Here is a 16,888-nt window from a genome sequence, read left to right as displayed (position 1 = left end):
TCACCATGCGTACCGCCGCCTGCTTGTAGTTTTTGCAGCGCATCGATAATAGTTTGCTTTTCATTGCCTTTCGTTGGGCTAAGTACTAATTCAGTATTGCCTGCATAGGTCACCAAACTCACCGTATCGCGTGCCGATAACTGCTTAACCATCATGGTTAAGCTTTGTACCAGTAAAGGCAGCTTGTTTTTATCATGCATCGAACCCGATATATCCACCAAGAACACCAAATTAGAAGGCTTGCGTTCACTCACTGGTAAATCATAACCTTGCAAACCAATACGCAAAATATGGCGCTCATCACTCCAAGGCGCTGGCGCTAATTCAGTATAAGTAGCAAACGGTTGTGATATATCTTCTGGTATGCGGTAGTTGTAGTCAAAATAATTAATAAATGCTTCTTCGCGGATGGCATCTTTTGGTGGCTTTTGCCCCATGCTTAAATAGCTGCGCACATTTGCATAACTTCCGGTATCAACATCAACCGAAAAAGTAGAAAGCGGTGTGGTTGCAGCTTGAAATACCCCATTGCTATCACTCGGTAGGTAGTTATCTTGGTTTTGAGGCTTTGTAAAATATTCAGGAGGTGGCGGTGGCGCAATACGCTTTCTCATTGCATGAGCAGTCATTAAGACTTGTGGATGACTAGCTTTCATGTACTCTGCGGCTTCAACATCTGCCAATCTACTGCCTGTAACGACAATTTTTTCAACCATGGTATTTTCTTTATTTTCTAAATTCGTTCGGGCTTGCTGTTCTTTTTCAGTCTGCTTTGCGATCGTTTGCGTTTGTTCCGACTCTTGATTCGAACAACCAGACATAATTAGTGTACCGATTGTTAATGCGATTAAGGTTTTGTTTGTTTTCATAATCTGTCTCTTTTTATAGGTGGTTTAAAGCTACAAACGGACGACTATAAATTTGGGGGTGAATTATTTTTAGATTTTTTTAGTGGGTTTACCCTTTGGCTAGCTGTTACAAGCTGAAACAGTGAATTCGCATATAAGTTTTTCTAACTTTAACACTTATCGCTAAAATGAATCGCTTTGATTAGAAATAGATAAATGCAAAAAAGCTTTTATATTAAACACTTACATGTGTTTGAAAGTTTTTCCATTCTGAGGTATTAAAATTAGTTCTTTCACCACTTAAATTAAACTAAAAACCATTTATGAAATTAACTTAAATAGGCAATAGATTTATAACTCTGCTTATTTATGTTCTTTCACTTACTGCTTTAGTGCCTTTAGCATATCTTCCGGGATAGTTGATTTTTGAGCAGTTTTCATATTAAACATAACCACATTGGCATACCCTGTGGTACATATAGCTTGTTGTGATTCACTAAACGCTTCATAACGCATTGTAAAACGGTCACTTTTAATATCGGTAATATATGAGCCAATAAACAGCGTATCTGGAAAGGTGATGGGGCGTTTGTATTACGCGTAGGTATCTCTTTGAACTGGGCTATTAGTAGGTTCAATTAACAATTATTGATTAATTGAAAATAATGAAATTACATTAATCACTTTGAACCAAATCACATCAGATTTGTAGTTATTTTTTAGCTGTTGCTAATTATTTCTTACCAATACGGCGTAATCTCCATAGCAAAATCATAATAAATGGAGAGATCTTAGTTTTCTGTCTAGTATCACTGTAATCACTATATTCTTATTGTAAATTGAACTTTAGTTACCGGTCTTACGTACAAGAAGAAAAACCTGGAGTTTCTACATGTTTGGTATTTTTAATAAAACCGCAAATTTTGCAGACAAAATTTTAGATCAAAGCATAGATGCGATTATTGCCATAAATCCAAAAAACGAAGTGATGTATTACAACAACGCGGCGGAAAAACTCTGGGGCTACACAAAAGACGAAGTTATTGGCAACAATGTCAAAATGCTTGTCCCGCTGGAGCATCGTGCAAATCATGATGATTATGTTAATCGCCATCGAGGTACTGGTAAGGACAAGCTTGTAGGTAAAACTATTGATTTATATATTGAGACAAAAAGTAATCAAAAAATATGGTGCTCCCTTTCGCTTTCTAAATTCGAATTAAATGGCGAACTTTGTTACTCAGCTATCGTGAAAAACATTACAGCTCGAAGAGAAGCAGAGCAACTGATCGACCAAACACTCAACCAGTGTGTTGATGCTGTTGTTTCTATCGATGAAAATAACAAAATTATCTTTTTCAATCCTGCTGCAGAAAAACTGTGGGGAGTCAGCAAAGAAGAAGTGATGGGTAAAAACGTAAAAATACTGGTTCCCAAAGAAATCCAATCTTCTCACGATGAAAAAATAAATCGCAACCGTAAAACTGGTGAAAACAAAATTGTAGGCTCCTCTAGAGAGCTAAAAATTGTTACATTAGATGGTCGCGAAATTTGGGTCTCTCTCTCGCTCTCCAAAATAACCCTCGAAAATAGAATGCTATATACCGCATTCGTCCGTGATGTTACCAAAGAGTACCAAGCAAAAGTTGAATTTAAAAAGCTATCTTTGGTAGCCAATAACACTAGCAATGCGGTAATCATCACAAACGCAAACGGTTTAATTGAATACGTAAACCGTGGTTTTGAAGAAATCACAGGCTTTAGTTTAAGTGAAATTAAAGGCAAGAAACCAGGTTCTTTTTTACAAGGAAAGTATACCGACAGTGACACTATTAAGCGTATTGCTCGTAAACTTAAAAACAAAGAGTCTCTATATGAAGAAATTTTAAACTATAACAAACAGGGCGAAGCCTATTGGATCTCTCTCGCAATTGATCCCGTGTTTGATGAAACTGGAACCTTAATCAATTTCGTTGCAATTCAAGCAGATATAGACAAAACGAAACGCAAGTCATTGGAAAACGATGTGCGAATGAACGCTATAAATGACAGCAGTTTAATGTTAGAGACCGATAGTGGCGGTACGATAATTTCTGCCAATGCACAAATGTGCAATGTGCTAGGCTGCAAAGACACCTCTCAATTATCGGATTTAATTGGTAATATCAAAGACTTGATTAGCGATAATCACTGGCAGAAACTGTACCAAGAACAAAGTATTAAAGAAGATACTGTCGTTCGTGATGCTAAAGGGAGAGAGCTTAATTTAGTGCTTGAAGCGACTCCTATCTCTGATATTGCTGGCAAGTTAACCAGTGTACTTATATACGCTGAAGATGTATCAAGTAAGAATCAAGTGATATCTGAAACCCACACTGCGATGTCTCAGGTGCTCGATCGTATAAGCTCAATTGTTCAATCCATTAATAATATTTCTAACCAAACTAACCTGTTAGCGCTCAATGCAGCCATTGAAGCTGCGCGTGCTGGAGAAGCTGGAAGAGGTTTTGCTGTAGTTGCAGATGAAGTAAGAAATTTGGCACAAAGCTCAACGGACTCGGCAGATCAGATCACTTCGCTTATCGAAGAAACAAAAAGTCATGTTGATCAACTATCTAAGTACCTTGGAAATCAGTAAAGCAGCGATAGGTAGATTTAAATTGATAATTGGCAGAAATGTGCCTCTCACGAGTTTTATCGATTATTGTGATGGTTGCATAGCTGCCATTTATATCTCTTTATAATACTAAGAGGGTTTCACTCTATAGCTATTGAGCGACACAAAATCTTCATTATCTTGAAAATAAAAATTTAAAACTTGCATTAATTACCTCACAACCTTTAGCGGCCTGGTAACATATCTCAGTCTAATTTGGTCAGTGACTGAAGTGACTCCATTATTAACACATAAATTGTGCTGCTGTTTTATATTGTTAGAAAAGCAGACATTACATTGGTTTTTGCAAACTCCAATCCAATAAAACAGCAAGTTCAATAAAAGAATCAACACTAACTATTGTATCAAGAACATTATAATATTGAGAAACCCTCCCCTTCTCAATCATGAACTCATTGAGTTCAAAGCCTCCTACTAATTCATCACAAACAATAAACAACCGAATTAAATTAATACATCAACCTAGCTAGCTTTATTCAGGTTGAACCCTGCGCTGTTATCTTATTAATAGAATATTGATTATTGCTTAGTAATTGATGTGTTCTACACTTAACTAATGTTTTATACAAATACTAATAGAATTGTGGATGAATTATTATTTGCAGCTAATAGTGATGAGATAGAAGAAGAGCGACTTCCTTGGAAAGTGTTGATTGTTGATGACGAAAAGGATATTCACTCTATCACCACATTAGCACTGGGTGGATTCAAATTTGATGGTCGTCCATTATCCTTTTTACATGCCTATTCGGGAAAACAAGCGCAAGAGATTCTGACAAAACACCCTGATATTGCGATGATGTTTCTTGATGTTGTAATGGAGACAGAAGATGCAGGACTTAATGTAGTACTTTTTTGTCGCGAAAGTATTAAAAACAATTTAGTTAGAATAATTCTTAGAACAGGTGAACCGGGAAGTGCACCTCAGATGACTGTGATGCAGCAGTATGATATTAATGATTATAAAAATAAAACTGAAATAACTTCAGACAAGCTGCGCTCAGTCATTGTTTCGTCACTTCGCAGTTATCAAGAGCTATTAAAACTATCTAGTATTCATCATTCTCTTTCAAACATACTGCAATTTAATCAAGTGCTTTTGCAATTAACCAATCGCCGAGATTTTTTATCTCACTTATTGTCAGAACTCAATCACTTATTGCCACTTTCAAATATGCTCGATAATTCAGAAGTGAAAGTGACTTTAGTTAAAAGGACTCTGAAGTATTTTGAACCATTAAATGTCGTACCAAAGTTGTCAATAGATGAGCAATGGATAAACAGTTTAAATAGCTACATTGATCAAGTGCACTTTAATAACCTTTATAACAACACTGATGTATTACTCTATTTATACTGTTGTCAAACTGGTGAGGAAGTCTATCTTGTATTGAAATACCAAAACCCTATTTCTGGTGATGAACAATTATTGCTTGAAAGTTTAGCGTATAATATGGTTATTGCTTGTAATAATGTGTGGTTGAATGAATCTTTATCAGAAATGAATGATGAGCTTGAATCAAAGGTGATTGACCGCACAAAAGAATTAAGTATCGCCAACCAAAAAGCAGAACAAGCTAATGTAGCAAAAAGTCAATTCTTGGCCAACATGAGCCATGAAATCCGCACGCCGATGAATGCCATTTTAGGCTTTACTCAGATTATTAGCCACTCCGATAATTTAAGTGCAGAGCATAGGGTAAACTTAGATAAGATAAAAAAAGCTGGCGAACATTTATTGGACATTATCAACGATGTCCTTGAGATTTCAAAAATTGAAGCGGGCGCAATGCTTTTAAAGCCTAGTATCTTTGACTTAATCGCCCTGTGTGAAGAAATCACACAAATGTTGCAATTAAAGTGCGAACAAAAAGGGTTACTGTTCCAATTCGATAATCAACTATCTTCTCGCTATATAGTTAACTCAGATCAAGGCAAATTAAAACAAATATTAATCAACCTTATCGGTAATTCAGTTAAGTTTACAGAGCGCGGTCGTATTGTATTAAGGTTAAGTAGAGTCGATAACGCTATTTTATTTGAAATTGAAGATTCAGGCTTAGGCATTGCAGAGGAAGAGTTAACCTCACTTTTTTCTAACTTTAGCCAAGGAAAAGCAGGCCATGAAAAAGGTGGCACGGGATTAGGCTTAGCTATCTCAGCAAAACAAGTTGAACTTTTAGGTGGTAAATTAGAAGTATGGTCGAAACTGAGTGTTGGCTCAAAATTTTATTTTCAATTACAGTTTGAAAGAGCAAATGATGTTGAGTTTGCCTCGAAGAAAGAATTACGCAAAATTAGCTTGAGGCCACAATGTAACTTCATGGCGCTAATTGTAGACGATAACAAAGACAACCGAGATGTGTTAGCCGGGCTATTGCAGTCATGTAATATTGAATATCAGTTTGCATGTAATGGTCAGGAAGCTCTACAAGCCCTACAATCCGGCTGCCATTTTGATATTGCGTTTATCGATTTATTGATGCCTGTAATGCGAGGTGATGAATTAATTATTCACATTCGCAATAGCCAAGATTTTAGTCAACTTAAATGCATTGCAATTTCAGCTTTCAGTTTAAGTCATGAAATCCAATCTTTTCTCGACCTTGGGTTTGATCAGTTCATTGCAAAACCTTATCTTTTTTCCGACATTTTTCAGTCTATCGTGACAATGTTTCCCGATTTGTTTGATGTTGAGTATCAATCACCTGTCATTGAAGAAGAGATTAACGAATCTGCACCTGTGATATTTACCCTTTCAACTGATTTAGAGCATCAGATAATTCAAGCTGCTGATATGAATCGTCTGTCCTTCGTTCGCACACTGATCAATGACAATGCATTGAACCACCCAGCTAATGCAGCTGGTGCTGACTACTTGCTTAAGTTTATTGATAATTATGATATGGAGGGGTTATTAGCGGCACTAGAGGAGATTAAAGATGTCAACTAACTCTGTGCAACTGAAGAATAGCCGTATACTAGTTGTTGATGATAAAAAAGAGAATTTAGATTTGCTAACGCAAATCTTGGAACAGCACGACTATGAAGTGGCATTTGCCTTAAATGGTGAAAAAGCCATTCAGGTAGCCTCGCTCTTTTTACCCGAATTAATCTTGTTAGATGTTATGATGCCAGGTATTGATGGCTTTGAAACATGTCGAAGACTCAAGTCGTTGACTGAGCTAAAAGATATTCCCGTTATTTTTGTGACGGCCTGCACACATGTTAATGAACTCGTAAAAGCATTTTCTTGTGGGGCACTTGATTATGTCACAAAACCTATCCGTGAAGCCGAATTACTCGCTCGTGTCGAAACACATTTAAAACTGCGAAAGCTACTGTTACTTCGCGATCAACTTATCGTGCAACTAAGAGAACAAAATATAACATTAGAAGCGTATGCTAAAGAAAAAGAAGAACAATTAGCTGAGTCCGAGAAACTCAATCACTTAGGAGAGTTAGTCGGAGAATTAGGACACGAATTAGCTACACCGCTTGGGGTTACTCGGACAGCTTTAAGTGGCATTCAGGAGAAGTTTCAGATTACCGAAACTAAATTACACGATCAATCTCTTTCTAAGCCAGACCTTCTGGCGTGCATGGATTACAGTAAGGAAGCGCTTACTATCATGGATGCTAATATTCAGCATGCTAACCTGTTAGTCCAGAGCTTTAAAAGCATTGTTATTGGAGAATTTAACGATGCACTTACAGAAGTGAATATGAGCCAATATCTGGCAGAAATAAACACTCTCTTAAGCCCAAGACTGAAAAACTCACCTCATAAACTCATCGTAGAATGTGAAAATACAATCCTCTTCCGTGGACAGATCGGCGCATTGTCACAGGTATTACTAAATTTAATCAATAACGCCTTAATCCACGCTTTCGATAAGGAGCAAAATGGTGAAATTGTAATAGATGTTAGATTAGATAATAAGCGCCTCATTATTAATATTATTGATAACGGTAAAGGAATATCGTCGGAAATTGCTGAGCATATCTTCGATAAATACTACACCACACGATTAGGTGAAGGTGGTAGTGGTTTGGGATTATATATTGTCAAGAAATTAGTTGAAGAAAAATTAAATGGCGAAATATCGTTAACAAGTAAAGCAGGTATGGGAAGTAAATTTACACTTACGTGTAATCCCCCCGATAATCTGGAATAAGCCACAAGTGGCAACAAACTGGATATGTTTTATGCGCCAATCGATGGTAACTTACAATTTTCGCTTATCAAACATAACAATATACCTAGGACTTATCACATATTCGACGCGTTAAACCATCGGCGCTTTTAAATGTTCACTTTAGTAACGATAAAAAGCAGCGGTACGTGCACAAATCTGTCTCGAGGCTGCTTCATCAGCTAAAACACCTAGTTTTAAAACCAACTGCGCTTCTTTCATCGTATTATTTTTAGGGAAAATATTTGCTTAATAGGAATATGCATGTTTTAAGGGGGCTGAAAGAAGCCTGCTTGGGCTCTCATTGCCTATATAAAACTTCTATGGACTAGTTGCGTTATATTGTCTTTTTAATGTGCTTTTCGATGCTAGTTAAATTATCCGTGTCTCTTTAAATTTGTAACATTTAAATGATCTAAGCGCCAGATCCTAACTGAACATAGCACAATGGTGTGACTTTTTAATGGATTTGACGCCTGACATCTAACCCCCAATCATTCAGCAATTAACTCTGTTAACTCCTCCTCATCACAGCCTAAATGATCTACCACATCATCCACAATATTTGCCCACTCGTTATCAGTATTTTCAGGGTTCGATTTAATAAACTGAAGATGTCTTGCTAGTTTAAGGATAGACATTAAATCTAATCCGCTTTGGTCAAGTTCTCCTGATGTGAAAATTCCTTCTGTATCATGCAAATAGTAAATAACATAGATCATGGCCTTAGGTAATCCCCATTGTTGAGCTAACAATGCACCTATTGTTGTATGCGACGTTTTAAAAAGTGCAACTTCTTCATCAGCAGCATGGTCCCAACCAGCTTGATTCGCCAGCTCAATAATAGACGAGTATTCTGCAAAGTGTTGATTCAGAATAGGAACACCAACAAAATGAAACAAACCTAGCATGTATGCATGATTTGATAAGGTTGTCTTGTTTAGTTTAGATGCGATACTTGCTGAAAATTGAGCTATCTCAGTTTGGCTATCCCAGAAATTTGATAACTTAGGATCATCACCAATGGTCGATTGTAATGCGACTGCACGAACAAGCGGTACCAGTCTTTTTAAACCAAGCGTCATAATCGCTTGGTCAATTGATTCAATTTCTTTACATCTTCTGAACGCAGCAGAATTCACGACTTGTAAGATAGCCGCCGATATTGCAACATCAGACTGTAATATGTTTGAAATGACAGAAATATTGGGTTCAGCTTTTTTGGCTTCTTCTGAAAATTTAAGAAGCACTTCGGGTCGGGGAGGAATAGAAACCGAGCTTAAAATAGCTTTCTCATCTGTAGTTAGTGAAATTGACATAAACACCATCCATCATTCAATACTCTATCATTAAGGTATAGCAAAAAGATCTTATCTGAGTGAAATAATAATTTTTCTTTACAAATAAGCTCCCAGCGAAAAGCAACAATTTGCCAAACTAGGTTTTAGATTGTTTTAACTACTCCCCTTTATCATTTTCAAAATTACCTAGGTATACACTTTTAATACCTAGTGTATTTTGATTAGCTATTTCGACGTAGGTTAAGATTGTTACTTAGTAATATGTCATTCATCCTAAGCATATAAAATTCAGGTCGATGGATGACCTATTACTACAAGCCATCCGCATTAAATTAAAAGCTGAAAGCCCACATTTGACTATTCGTTTTTATATAGTTTTGTTAAATACTGTTCAATACTGCTTTGCCAACTAAAGCGGCTAGATTTGGCAGTTTGCACCATAGTTTGCCAATGCGTACCGTCGTTCATATAACGATTAAGCGCATCATTAAACACATTTTGCAATGAGGTTACTTGCTCACTAATGGTATTTCCTTCAAATACAAAGCCGTTTTCGTGGTGTTTGATTGTGTCTTTTAAACCACCTACCCCATGCACAATGCAAGGTTGCCCTGCTTTTAACGCAAGCATCTGGCTGATGCCACATGGTTCAAACGAACTTGGCATTAAAAAAATATCACCAAGCACATATAAATCATCCGATAAGCTTTGCCCATAGCCATTTAAAAACAAAAAGTTACTGTGCTTTGCCATCAACTGCATTAATATAAATTCATAGTGGCTATCACCACTACCAAGCATAATAAAACGCCCGCTTTTTTGTTCTAAATCGAACAGCAACTTACTTAGCACTAATTCGCCATCAATGCGTTCAACTAACAAACGCACTTTTTGTTCGGTTAACCTACCAATGCTCGACACAACGGGGCCTTTAAACTGAGGACTATCTTGCCAAAGCGATATTTGCTCATTGGCAAGATAATGCACGGTTTTTAGTTGCTCAAAGCGACTCATCCAGTTTCGAAGACAAGATTTACTGCTGCGCAGAAAGCAATCTAATGTGACTTTAGGTTCTGGTTCATTGCTGTATTCACACCCGTTTAAAATGCCAACGAGTTTGTTACTATTGTCAGCAAGAATATGCTCCAGTCCTTCACCGCCGTATATACCATTTTGATGGTCGCTGGCACAGAGCACCTCTTCAGCATAACTGTCTGATACAAAATGTACTTTATCAACCAAACTGATTGCTGCGCGCATCGGGTTATAACAAAACGGGTAACGCGGGTCGCATAATTGTTGTCCATCGTAGCTTAAACTTGGAAACCACGCCTCTAAGCTCGAATCATCGCCGTTAAATGGTCGCGTACCTTGTAGCGCCAGGTTATGAACTGTGTAAACCAGCTTAGTGTTGGCAAAATCGCGATAACGTGCATCAAACTTCAGTAGCACAGCAAAGGTTGCCGCATGCCAATCATGCAAATGATATATATCTGCCGATAAATGTCCTTGCAAAATACACTCGGCAATAACATTACAAAAAAGCGCAAACTTAGTGGCATCTTTGGCAAATGGGCGATTATCTTCATCATGACAATAAACCCGGCTTTCCCCAGCTTGTTGAAATAATGGATGTACCACCACATACTGCGTCACTTTGTCGCTTGAAATTGCGTGCAGTTTATAAAGGTAAGCAGTTTGCTGTTGGTGAGCGAATGAAAAGCTCACTTCTGCGACACACTCACCATGATAGTGGCTGTGATAATAACCATAATCCGGGATCACTACATCAACATCCACATCATGCTCAGCAAGCGCTTTTGGAACATCACGAATTACATCTGCAACACCGCCCACTTTCGCGCCCAAAATACAATCATTTTCAGCCGCTAACATCAAAACTCGCATAGTATCCTCTTATACCATCGCCGCTTGGCTTAAAGGTTTGGTGTTTATTTTAGCGACATCTTGTTCCTTTTTTATAAGAGCTGCTATCATGTCACGTGTAACAAGCACCACACCACCACTTGAAATTCTAAAGCCATTGGCTTCATCTTGTTTATGATCGACACCTATGCTTAAGCCTTCAGGGATCACACAGCTTCGATCAATTATCGCTTTTTTGATTACACAATTACGGTTAATCACTACACCCGGCAAAATAACCGCTTCTTCCACAGTGCAATATGAATGGACATGCACGTTTGAGAAGAGCAGTGACTTGCGAATGGTTGAGCCAGAAATAATACAACCACCCGAAACTGTTGAATCCACCGCCATGCCACGGCGAGTTTCATCATCAAAAATAAATTTTGCCGGTGGTAGTTGCTCTTGATAAGTCCAAATTGGCCAATTTCTATCATATAAATCAAGTGATGGCGTTGGCGATACTAATTCCATATTCGCTTCCCAGAACGAATCTAGCGTACCTACATCGCGCCAATAAGGGGTGCCCCCTTGGCGTGCATCTCTAAATGGATACGCGTACACATTATGCTCTTCAATTATTGATGGAATTATATCGTGGCCAAAATCGCGGTCAGAGCAGCTATTTTGTGCGTCTTTTTTCAATTGCTCAAACAAAAATTCAGTATTAAACACATAGTTACCCATGGATGCTAAACACTTAGTTGGGTCGTTCGGTAATGGCGCAGGATTCGCTGGTTTTTCTTCAAAGCGCTGTACGCGTTTTTCGTTATTAACCGCCATCACACCAAAAGCACCCGCGGCTTCTTCCACTGGCACTTCCAAACAACAAACTGTCATGTCCGCGCCCGTTTCTACGTGCTTTGCAATCAACTCACCATAGTCCATACGGTAAACATGGTCGCCCGATAAGATCATTACGTATTTTGGTAAATCGTGACGAATAATATCCATATTTTGATACACTGCATCAGCAGTGCCACAGTACCAGTCATCACTGTAACGTTGTGACGCTGGTAAAATTTCAACTGAATCACCTAATTCCTTTTTAAAATGACCCCACGCGCGATTAACATGGCGAATTAAACTGTGCGATTTATACTGCGTTGCTATGCCTACTTTGCGCACGCCTGAATTAATGCAGTTTGATAGCGGAAAATCAATAATGCGAAACTTACCACCAAAATACACTGCGGGTTTAGCACGCCAATCAGTTAATTCTTTGAGGCGTGAGCCTCGGCCACCTGCCAAAATAAGTGCATACGTATCACGGGTAAGGTTACTAATATAACGATTTGCAGAATTAGGCATTGCGGTCTCCTTGTGCCTTGTTGAATTCGATTACCTTTGCTTGCCAAATATCACTGTTGTATTGGCTAATTGTGCGGTCGCTCGAAAACATAGCTGATGCGGCCGTATTTAAAATACTCTTCTGGGTCCAAGCACTTTGCTCTTGGTAAAGCGCAGCTGCTGCCTCTTGTGCTTTCACGTAACTATCAAAATCGTAAGCTGTTAGCCATTGGTCATGGTTATCACGAATTGAATTAATTAAAGGCTGGAATAAGTCTGGGTCAAATAAATTAAAATGACCACTTTCCAATAGCGTCATTACGCGGGATAAATTAGGCGAATTTGCAATAAGTTCGTTGGGGTTATAGTGTTCTCGAATTTTCGCTAATTGCTCAGCTTGGGCACCAAATAAGAAGAAATTATCAAGGCCCACAGCCTCTGAAATCTCAATGTTTGCGCCATCTAATGTGCCAATGGTCAGTGCCCCATTCATCATAAACTTCATATTCCCAGTGCCAGACGCTTCTTTGCCTGTCGTCGAGATTTGCTCTGAGAGGTCAGTTGCTGGGCAGATGGTTTCCATTGCCGTAACGTTATAATTAGGTAAGAATGCGACGCGCAAATAAGGCTTAGCAGCCGGGTCATTGTTAATGGCATCCGCCACATGATTAATTAAACGAATAATCAGTTTCGCCATAAAATAACCGGGCGCAGCTTTACCACCAAACAACACGCAGCGAGGTGTAAACCCTTCAAGTTCCCCTTCGCGAATACGTTCATAAAGGTGAATAACATGCAAAATATTGAGTAACTGGCGCTTGTATTCATGAATACGCTTTACTTGCACATCAAATAGCATATTGGCATCAAACTCGACGCCAGTTTCACGTTTTACTAAATCCACCAGCGCTTGCTTGTTTTCAAACTTTACTTGTTGCCATTTTTTATGCAGCGCTTTGTTATCAAATTTCGCACGTAACGCATTAATTTTACAAAAATCGCTGACCCATTCGTCGCCAATTTGTTGGTTAATTAGATGCGCTAATTTAGGGTTACAATGCGACAGCCAACGTCGTGGTGTTACGCCATTAGTTTTGTTATTAAAGCGTTCTGGCCACAGCGCATAAAAATCGCTAAATAAGCCGCTAGTGAGTAGCTCGGTATGAAGCGCAGCCACACCATTTACCGAAAACGAACCAACAATGGCTAAATATGCCATACGTACTTTGGGCTCTGGTCCTTCTTCAATTAGCGACATATCGCGCTGCTTTTGCGCATCCCCCGGCCAGCATGTGGCTACTTGCTGTAAAAAACGCGCATTAATTTCGTAAATAATTTCAAGTAAACGCGGCAGTAGACGCTCAAATAGCCTAACAGGCCATTTTTCTAATGCTTCCGGCAACAAGGTGTGATTGGTGTATGCCATGGTACTTGACGTAATTTGCCATGCTTTATCCCAATCAAGCTGATGATCATCAAGTAAAATACGCATCAGCTCTGCCACTGCAATGCTTGGGTGAGTATCGTTTAATTGGAAAACATGGTATTTTGGGAAGTTATGAAAATCTTCACCGTATTGTTTAACCCATTTTGCAATAATGTCTTGCAGTGTTGCGCTTGATAAAAAGTATTGCTGACGTAAACGCAATTCTTTACCGTTTTCGCTAGCATCGTTCGGGTAAAGCACCATGGTGATTTGTTCAGCTTGGTTTTTTTTGGCTACCGCTTCTGGGTAACTACCCGCATTAAACTCTCTTAAGTCAAACTCTTCTGTTGCTTCACTTTTCCAAAGGCGTAGACGATTAACCACGTCATTGCGGTATCCCGGAATAGGCACATCAAATGGCACAGCTAATACATCTTGGGTATTCACCCAGTGGCGATGCTCACGGCCATATTTGTCTTTATAGACTTCCACATGACCAAAAAATTTTACTCGCTGGCTTTGCTCTGGTGCTGCAATCTCCCACGGGTGGCCTTCATGTAACCAGTGATCTGGCTGTTCAATTTGACGTCCTTGCTCAAGCGATTGATTAAACATGCCATATTCATAACGTAAGCCGTAGCCAACCACAGGCAGTTTTAACGTGGCACAGCTATCTAAAAAACACGCTGCTAATCGCCCTAAACCACCGTTACCAAGGCCTGCATCATGCTCTGCCGCTGCAACTTGCTCAAGTTCACTGCCATATTGGGTAAGCGCTTCGGTTACTTCAGGTGCTAAATCTAAATTTAAAATGGCATTGTTAAGTGCACGCCCCATTAAAAACTCTAGCGATAAATAAGCAACTTGTTTGTGTGGTGCGCTGTCGCGCTGTTGATTTGTGTGACGACATTTTGCCACCAATCTGTCTCGAATGGTTAGCGCCAGCGCCTGATACAAGTAACGCTGCGACTTATTAACCTGATCGCGTCCTAAGGTGTAATAAAAATGGCGATATAAATCTTCACTTAAATCGGATTTTTCAATCATGCTAGGTGACAAGGCCGTTTTCTTTTTCGCTAGGTTTGATTGTTTATTCACACTAAACTCCTTGCTTAGTTAAATTGAACGTGTGAGACGTATCATTCTTTTCCTGCTGATTGGCAGGCATTTTGATATGGCTGGAAAGCACCCATGCACTGTAGCTATTAAGTAACAACGTTTGGCCAGGTGCTAAGCATTCTTCATCGCGCTCGTCACAATAGGAATAAAGGCGGATGCGCCAACAGTGATGCGCTTCTTGTTCAGGTAATTTAAACATCACATTTTTGCTCGAGGCATTAAACAGCAGTAACAGCGCTTTATCGTCTTGAATATCTTCCATTAAATAGCCAAGACAATGGCCATTTGGGTTATGCCAGTCAGTACCTTGCATTAAGGCACCGTGTTCATTCAGCCAAGAAACGCTAAAGCGCGGATCATCATCGTGAATAAACTGACTTTGGCGGTATAAAGAAAACTCACTGCGCAGTTTTAATGCGCGACTAATAAATTGGTAAAGCGGGTGCTGCTGTGTATCATCAAGAACATCACTTTGCCAATCGATCCAACTAATTTCATTATCTTGGCAATAAGCATTGTTGTTGCCGCTTTGCGAGTGTGCAACTTCGCTGCCAGCGCATAGCATGGGAACACCATTTGATAAACACAGTGTCAGTAAAAAGTTCTTTTGTGCGCGTAAACGTAATGCATTGATATCTGTATAGTCTGTGGCACCTTCAAAGCCCCAGTTATGAGATAGATTATGGTCGTGCCCGTCGCGATTTTCTTCTTGGTTGGCAAGATTATGTTTGTTGTTATAACTCACTAAATCAGCCAAGGTGAAACCGTCATGAGCGGTGATAAAGTTGATACTGGACGTAACCGAACGCCCTTTTTTCTCAAACAAGTGGCTTGAACCATGAAAGAAGCGGGCAAAGTCTGGCAATATGCTCGAATCACCGCGCCAGAAACTGCGCACTGTATCGCGATATTGGTCGTTCCATTCGCGCCATGGTGCTACATAATTTCCAAGTTGGTAGCCATCAATCGCCAGATCCCACGGCTCCGCAATTAACTTAATGCCCTTTAATATCGGGTCTTGTGCTAAGGTTTGAAAAAAGGTGTGATGCTTTTTAAAGCCGTCTTGATCACGGCCTAAAATGCTTGCTAAATCAAAACGGAAACCATCCACCCCATACACTTGCACCCAGTAGCGCAGGCTATCCATGACCAGCTGTAAACTTTTAGGGTGTGAAATATTAAGGGTGTTACCACAGCCCGTATCATTGACGTAGAAAGCAAAATTATCTTGCTGCAAGCGATAATAGGCTTGGTTATCAATACCCCGAAGGGACAAAATGGGTCCCTGTTCATTACCTTCAGCAGTATGGTTAAATACCACATCAACGATTACTTCAATACCCGCTTCGTGTAATACCGACACCATCTGCTGAAATTCTTGTTCCTGATTGGTGTGTGCATAGGCTAAATGGGGCGTGAAAAAGTTAAGTGTGTTGTAACCCCAATAATTGCTAAGACCGCGCTCTGGTAAAAACGCTTCACTAATAAAACTATGCACCGGCAATAATTCAATGGCTGTAACACCTAAGCTTTTTAAATGCCAAATAAAATTTGGATGAGCCAAACCTAAGTAAGTACCACGAAGTTCTTCTGGGATTGACGGATATAACTTGGTGGCACCTTTGACATGGCATTCATAAATGACCGTTTTATGCCATGGGATATTTGGTCTTGTGCCTTGATAATGAGGCAATACTGACACTTTGCATTTTGGCATGTCTGTTGCCGAATCTAAGTGCCGATACGCTTCATCAGCTTTGTGCGCATTACCCCAATTAAATTCACCAAATAAGGATTTAGCATACGGGTCTAATAAAAGCTTATTTGCATTGAAATAATGACCTTTTTTCGGGTTATAGTCACCATAAACCCGATAACCATACAGTTGACCTTGGCCAACGCCGCGAATAAATATATGCCAAATGCCTTGCTCGTCACGATAAAGCGGAATACGTGCAATTTCGCTGTGACCACTTTGATCAAACAAGCAAATCTCAACCTTACTTGCCCTTTCTGAAAAAAGCGCGAAATTTGTACCATTGTCACTCGGCGTTGCGCCGAGTGGTGAAGTGTTTCCGGGTCGTATTGCAAAGCGCGCAGACACT

The 16,888-nt window shown here is 39.4% G+C and carries 9 protein-coding genes and 1 pseudogene; 3 read left to right on the top strand and 7 right to left on the bottom strand.

The window, feature by feature from the left end; all coding sequences use genetic code 11:
• A partial coding sequence (locus ABYD77_RS00335) for a VWA domain-containing protein (RefSeq protein ID WP_372765863.1) occupies window positions 1–869 on the bottom strand: 869 nt, incomplete at its 3' end.
• A gap of 360 nt (window positions 870–1,229) precedes the next feature.
• Window positions 1,230–1,493 (bottom strand): annotated as a pseudogene (locus tag ABYD77_RS00330) (acyl-CoA thioesterase); the annotation flags it as partial.
• 247 nt (window positions 1,494–1,740) lie between these two features.
• Between ABYD77_RS00330 and ABYD77_RS00325 the strand changes: the two are divergent.
• The 3 genes from ABYD77_RS00325 to ABYD77_RS00315 all read left to right on the top strand — a co-directional run bounded on the left by ABYD77_RS00325 (window position 1,741) and on the right by ABYD77_RS00315 (window position 7,703).
• Window positions 1,741–3,486, top strand: a complete 1,746-nt coding sequence (locus ABYD77_RS00325) for a PAS domain S-box protein (protein WP_372765861.1) — start codon at window positions 1,741–1,743, stop codon at window positions 3,484–3,486.
• 622 nt (window positions 3,487–4,108) lie between these two features.
• Complete coding sequence (locus tag ABYD77_RS00320; RefSeq protein ID WP_372765859.1) at window positions 4,109–6,478, top strand: response regulator; 2,370 nt, start codon at window positions 4,109–4,111, stop codon at window positions 6,476–6,478.
• Window positions 6,468–7,703: a response regulator gene (locus tag ABYD77_RS00315; protein WP_372765857.1), complete on the top strand. Its 1,236-nt coding sequence runs from the start codon at window positions 6,468–6,470 to the stop codon at window positions 7,701–7,703. The genes ABYD77_RS00320 and ABYD77_RS00315 overlap by 11 nt, the downstream gene beginning before the upstream one ends.
• Before the next feature lie 512 nt (window positions 7,704–8,215).
• On the opposite strand, the gene ABYD77_RS00310 is transcribed toward ABYD77_RS00315, so the two are convergent.
• The 5 genes from ABYD77_RS00310 to glgX all read right to left on the bottom strand — a co-directional run bounded on the left by ABYD77_RS00310 (window position 8,216) and on the right by glgX (window position 16,887).
• Complete coding sequence (locus ABYD77_RS00310) at window positions 8,216–9,040, bottom strand: HDOD domain-containing protein (RefSeq protein WP_372765855.1); 825 nt, start codon at window positions 9,038–9,040, stop codon at window positions 8,216–8,218.
• Between the two features lie 339 nt (window positions 9,041–9,379).
• The gene (locus ABYD77_RS00305; protein ID WP_372765853.1) at window positions 9,380–10,930 is read right to left on the bottom strand and encodes a glycogen synthase; all 1,551 of its coding nucleotides are present in this window, start codon (window positions 10,928–10,930) and stop codon (window positions 9,380–9,382) included.
• A gap of 9 nt (window positions 10,931–10,939) precedes the next feature.
• Entirely contained in the window at window positions 10,940–12,259 is a 1,320-nt protein-coding gene (glgC, locus tag ABYD77_RS00300; RefSeq protein WP_372765851.1) for a glucose-1-phosphate adenylyltransferase, read from the bottom strand.
• Window positions 12,252–14,711 (bottom strand): glycogen/starch/alpha-glucan phosphorylase, encoded by a 2,460-nt coding sequence (locus tag ABYD77_RS00295; RefSeq protein ID WP_372765865.1) that lies wholly within the window; start codon window positions 14,709–14,711, stop codon window positions 12,252–12,254. The genes glgC and ABYD77_RS00295 overlap by 8 nt, the downstream gene beginning before the upstream one ends.
• A 52-nt stretch (window positions 14,712–14,763) precedes the next feature.
• Window positions 14,764–16,887 carry a glycogen debranching protein GlgX gene (gene glgX, locus ABYD77_RS00290; RefSeq protein ID WP_372765849.1) on the bottom strand — a complete coding sequence of 708 codons (2,124 nt, stop codon included), beginning with the start codon at window positions 16,885–16,887 and terminating at the stop codon, window positions 14,764–14,766.
• Window position 16,888: the final 1 nt, after the last annotated feature.

It is taken from the genome of Pseudoalteromonas sp., from assembly GCF_041629635.1.
GTDB lineage: Bacteria > Pseudomonadota > Gammaproteobacteria > Enterobacterales > Alteromonadaceae > Pseudoalteromonas.
The sequence above is the reverse complement of the archived record's forward strand: the minus strand, read 5'-3'. Positions and strand labels throughout refer to the sequence as shown.

What these genes read in the sequence shown, in the direction of transcription:
- ABYD77_RS00325 (WP_372765861.1), top strand. Translation starts at nt 1,741, where the DNA reads ATGTTTGGTATTTTTAATAAAACCGCAAATTTTGCAGACAAAATTTTA.
- ABYD77_RS00315 (WP_372765857.1), top strand. Translation starts at nt 6,468, where the DNA reads ATGTCAACTAACTCTGTGCAACTGAAGAATAGCCGTATACTAGTTGTT.
- ABYD77_RS00310 (WP_372765855.1), bottom strand. Translation starts at nt 9,040, where the DNA reads ATGTCAATTTCACTAACTACAGATGAGAAAGCTATTTTAAGCTCGGTT.
- ABYD77_RS00305 (WP_372765853.1), bottom strand. Translation starts at nt 10,930, where the DNA reads ATGCGAGTTTTGATGTTAGCGGCTGAAAATGATTGTATTTTGGGCGCG.
- glgC (WP_372765851.1), bottom strand. Translation starts at nt 12,259, where the DNA reads ATGCCTAATTCTGCAAATCGTTATATTAGTAACCTTACCCGTGATACG.
- ABYD77_RS00295 (WP_372765865.1), bottom strand. Translation starts at nt 14,711, where the DNA reads ATGATTGAAAAATCCGATTTAAGTGAAGATTTATATCGCCATTTTTAT.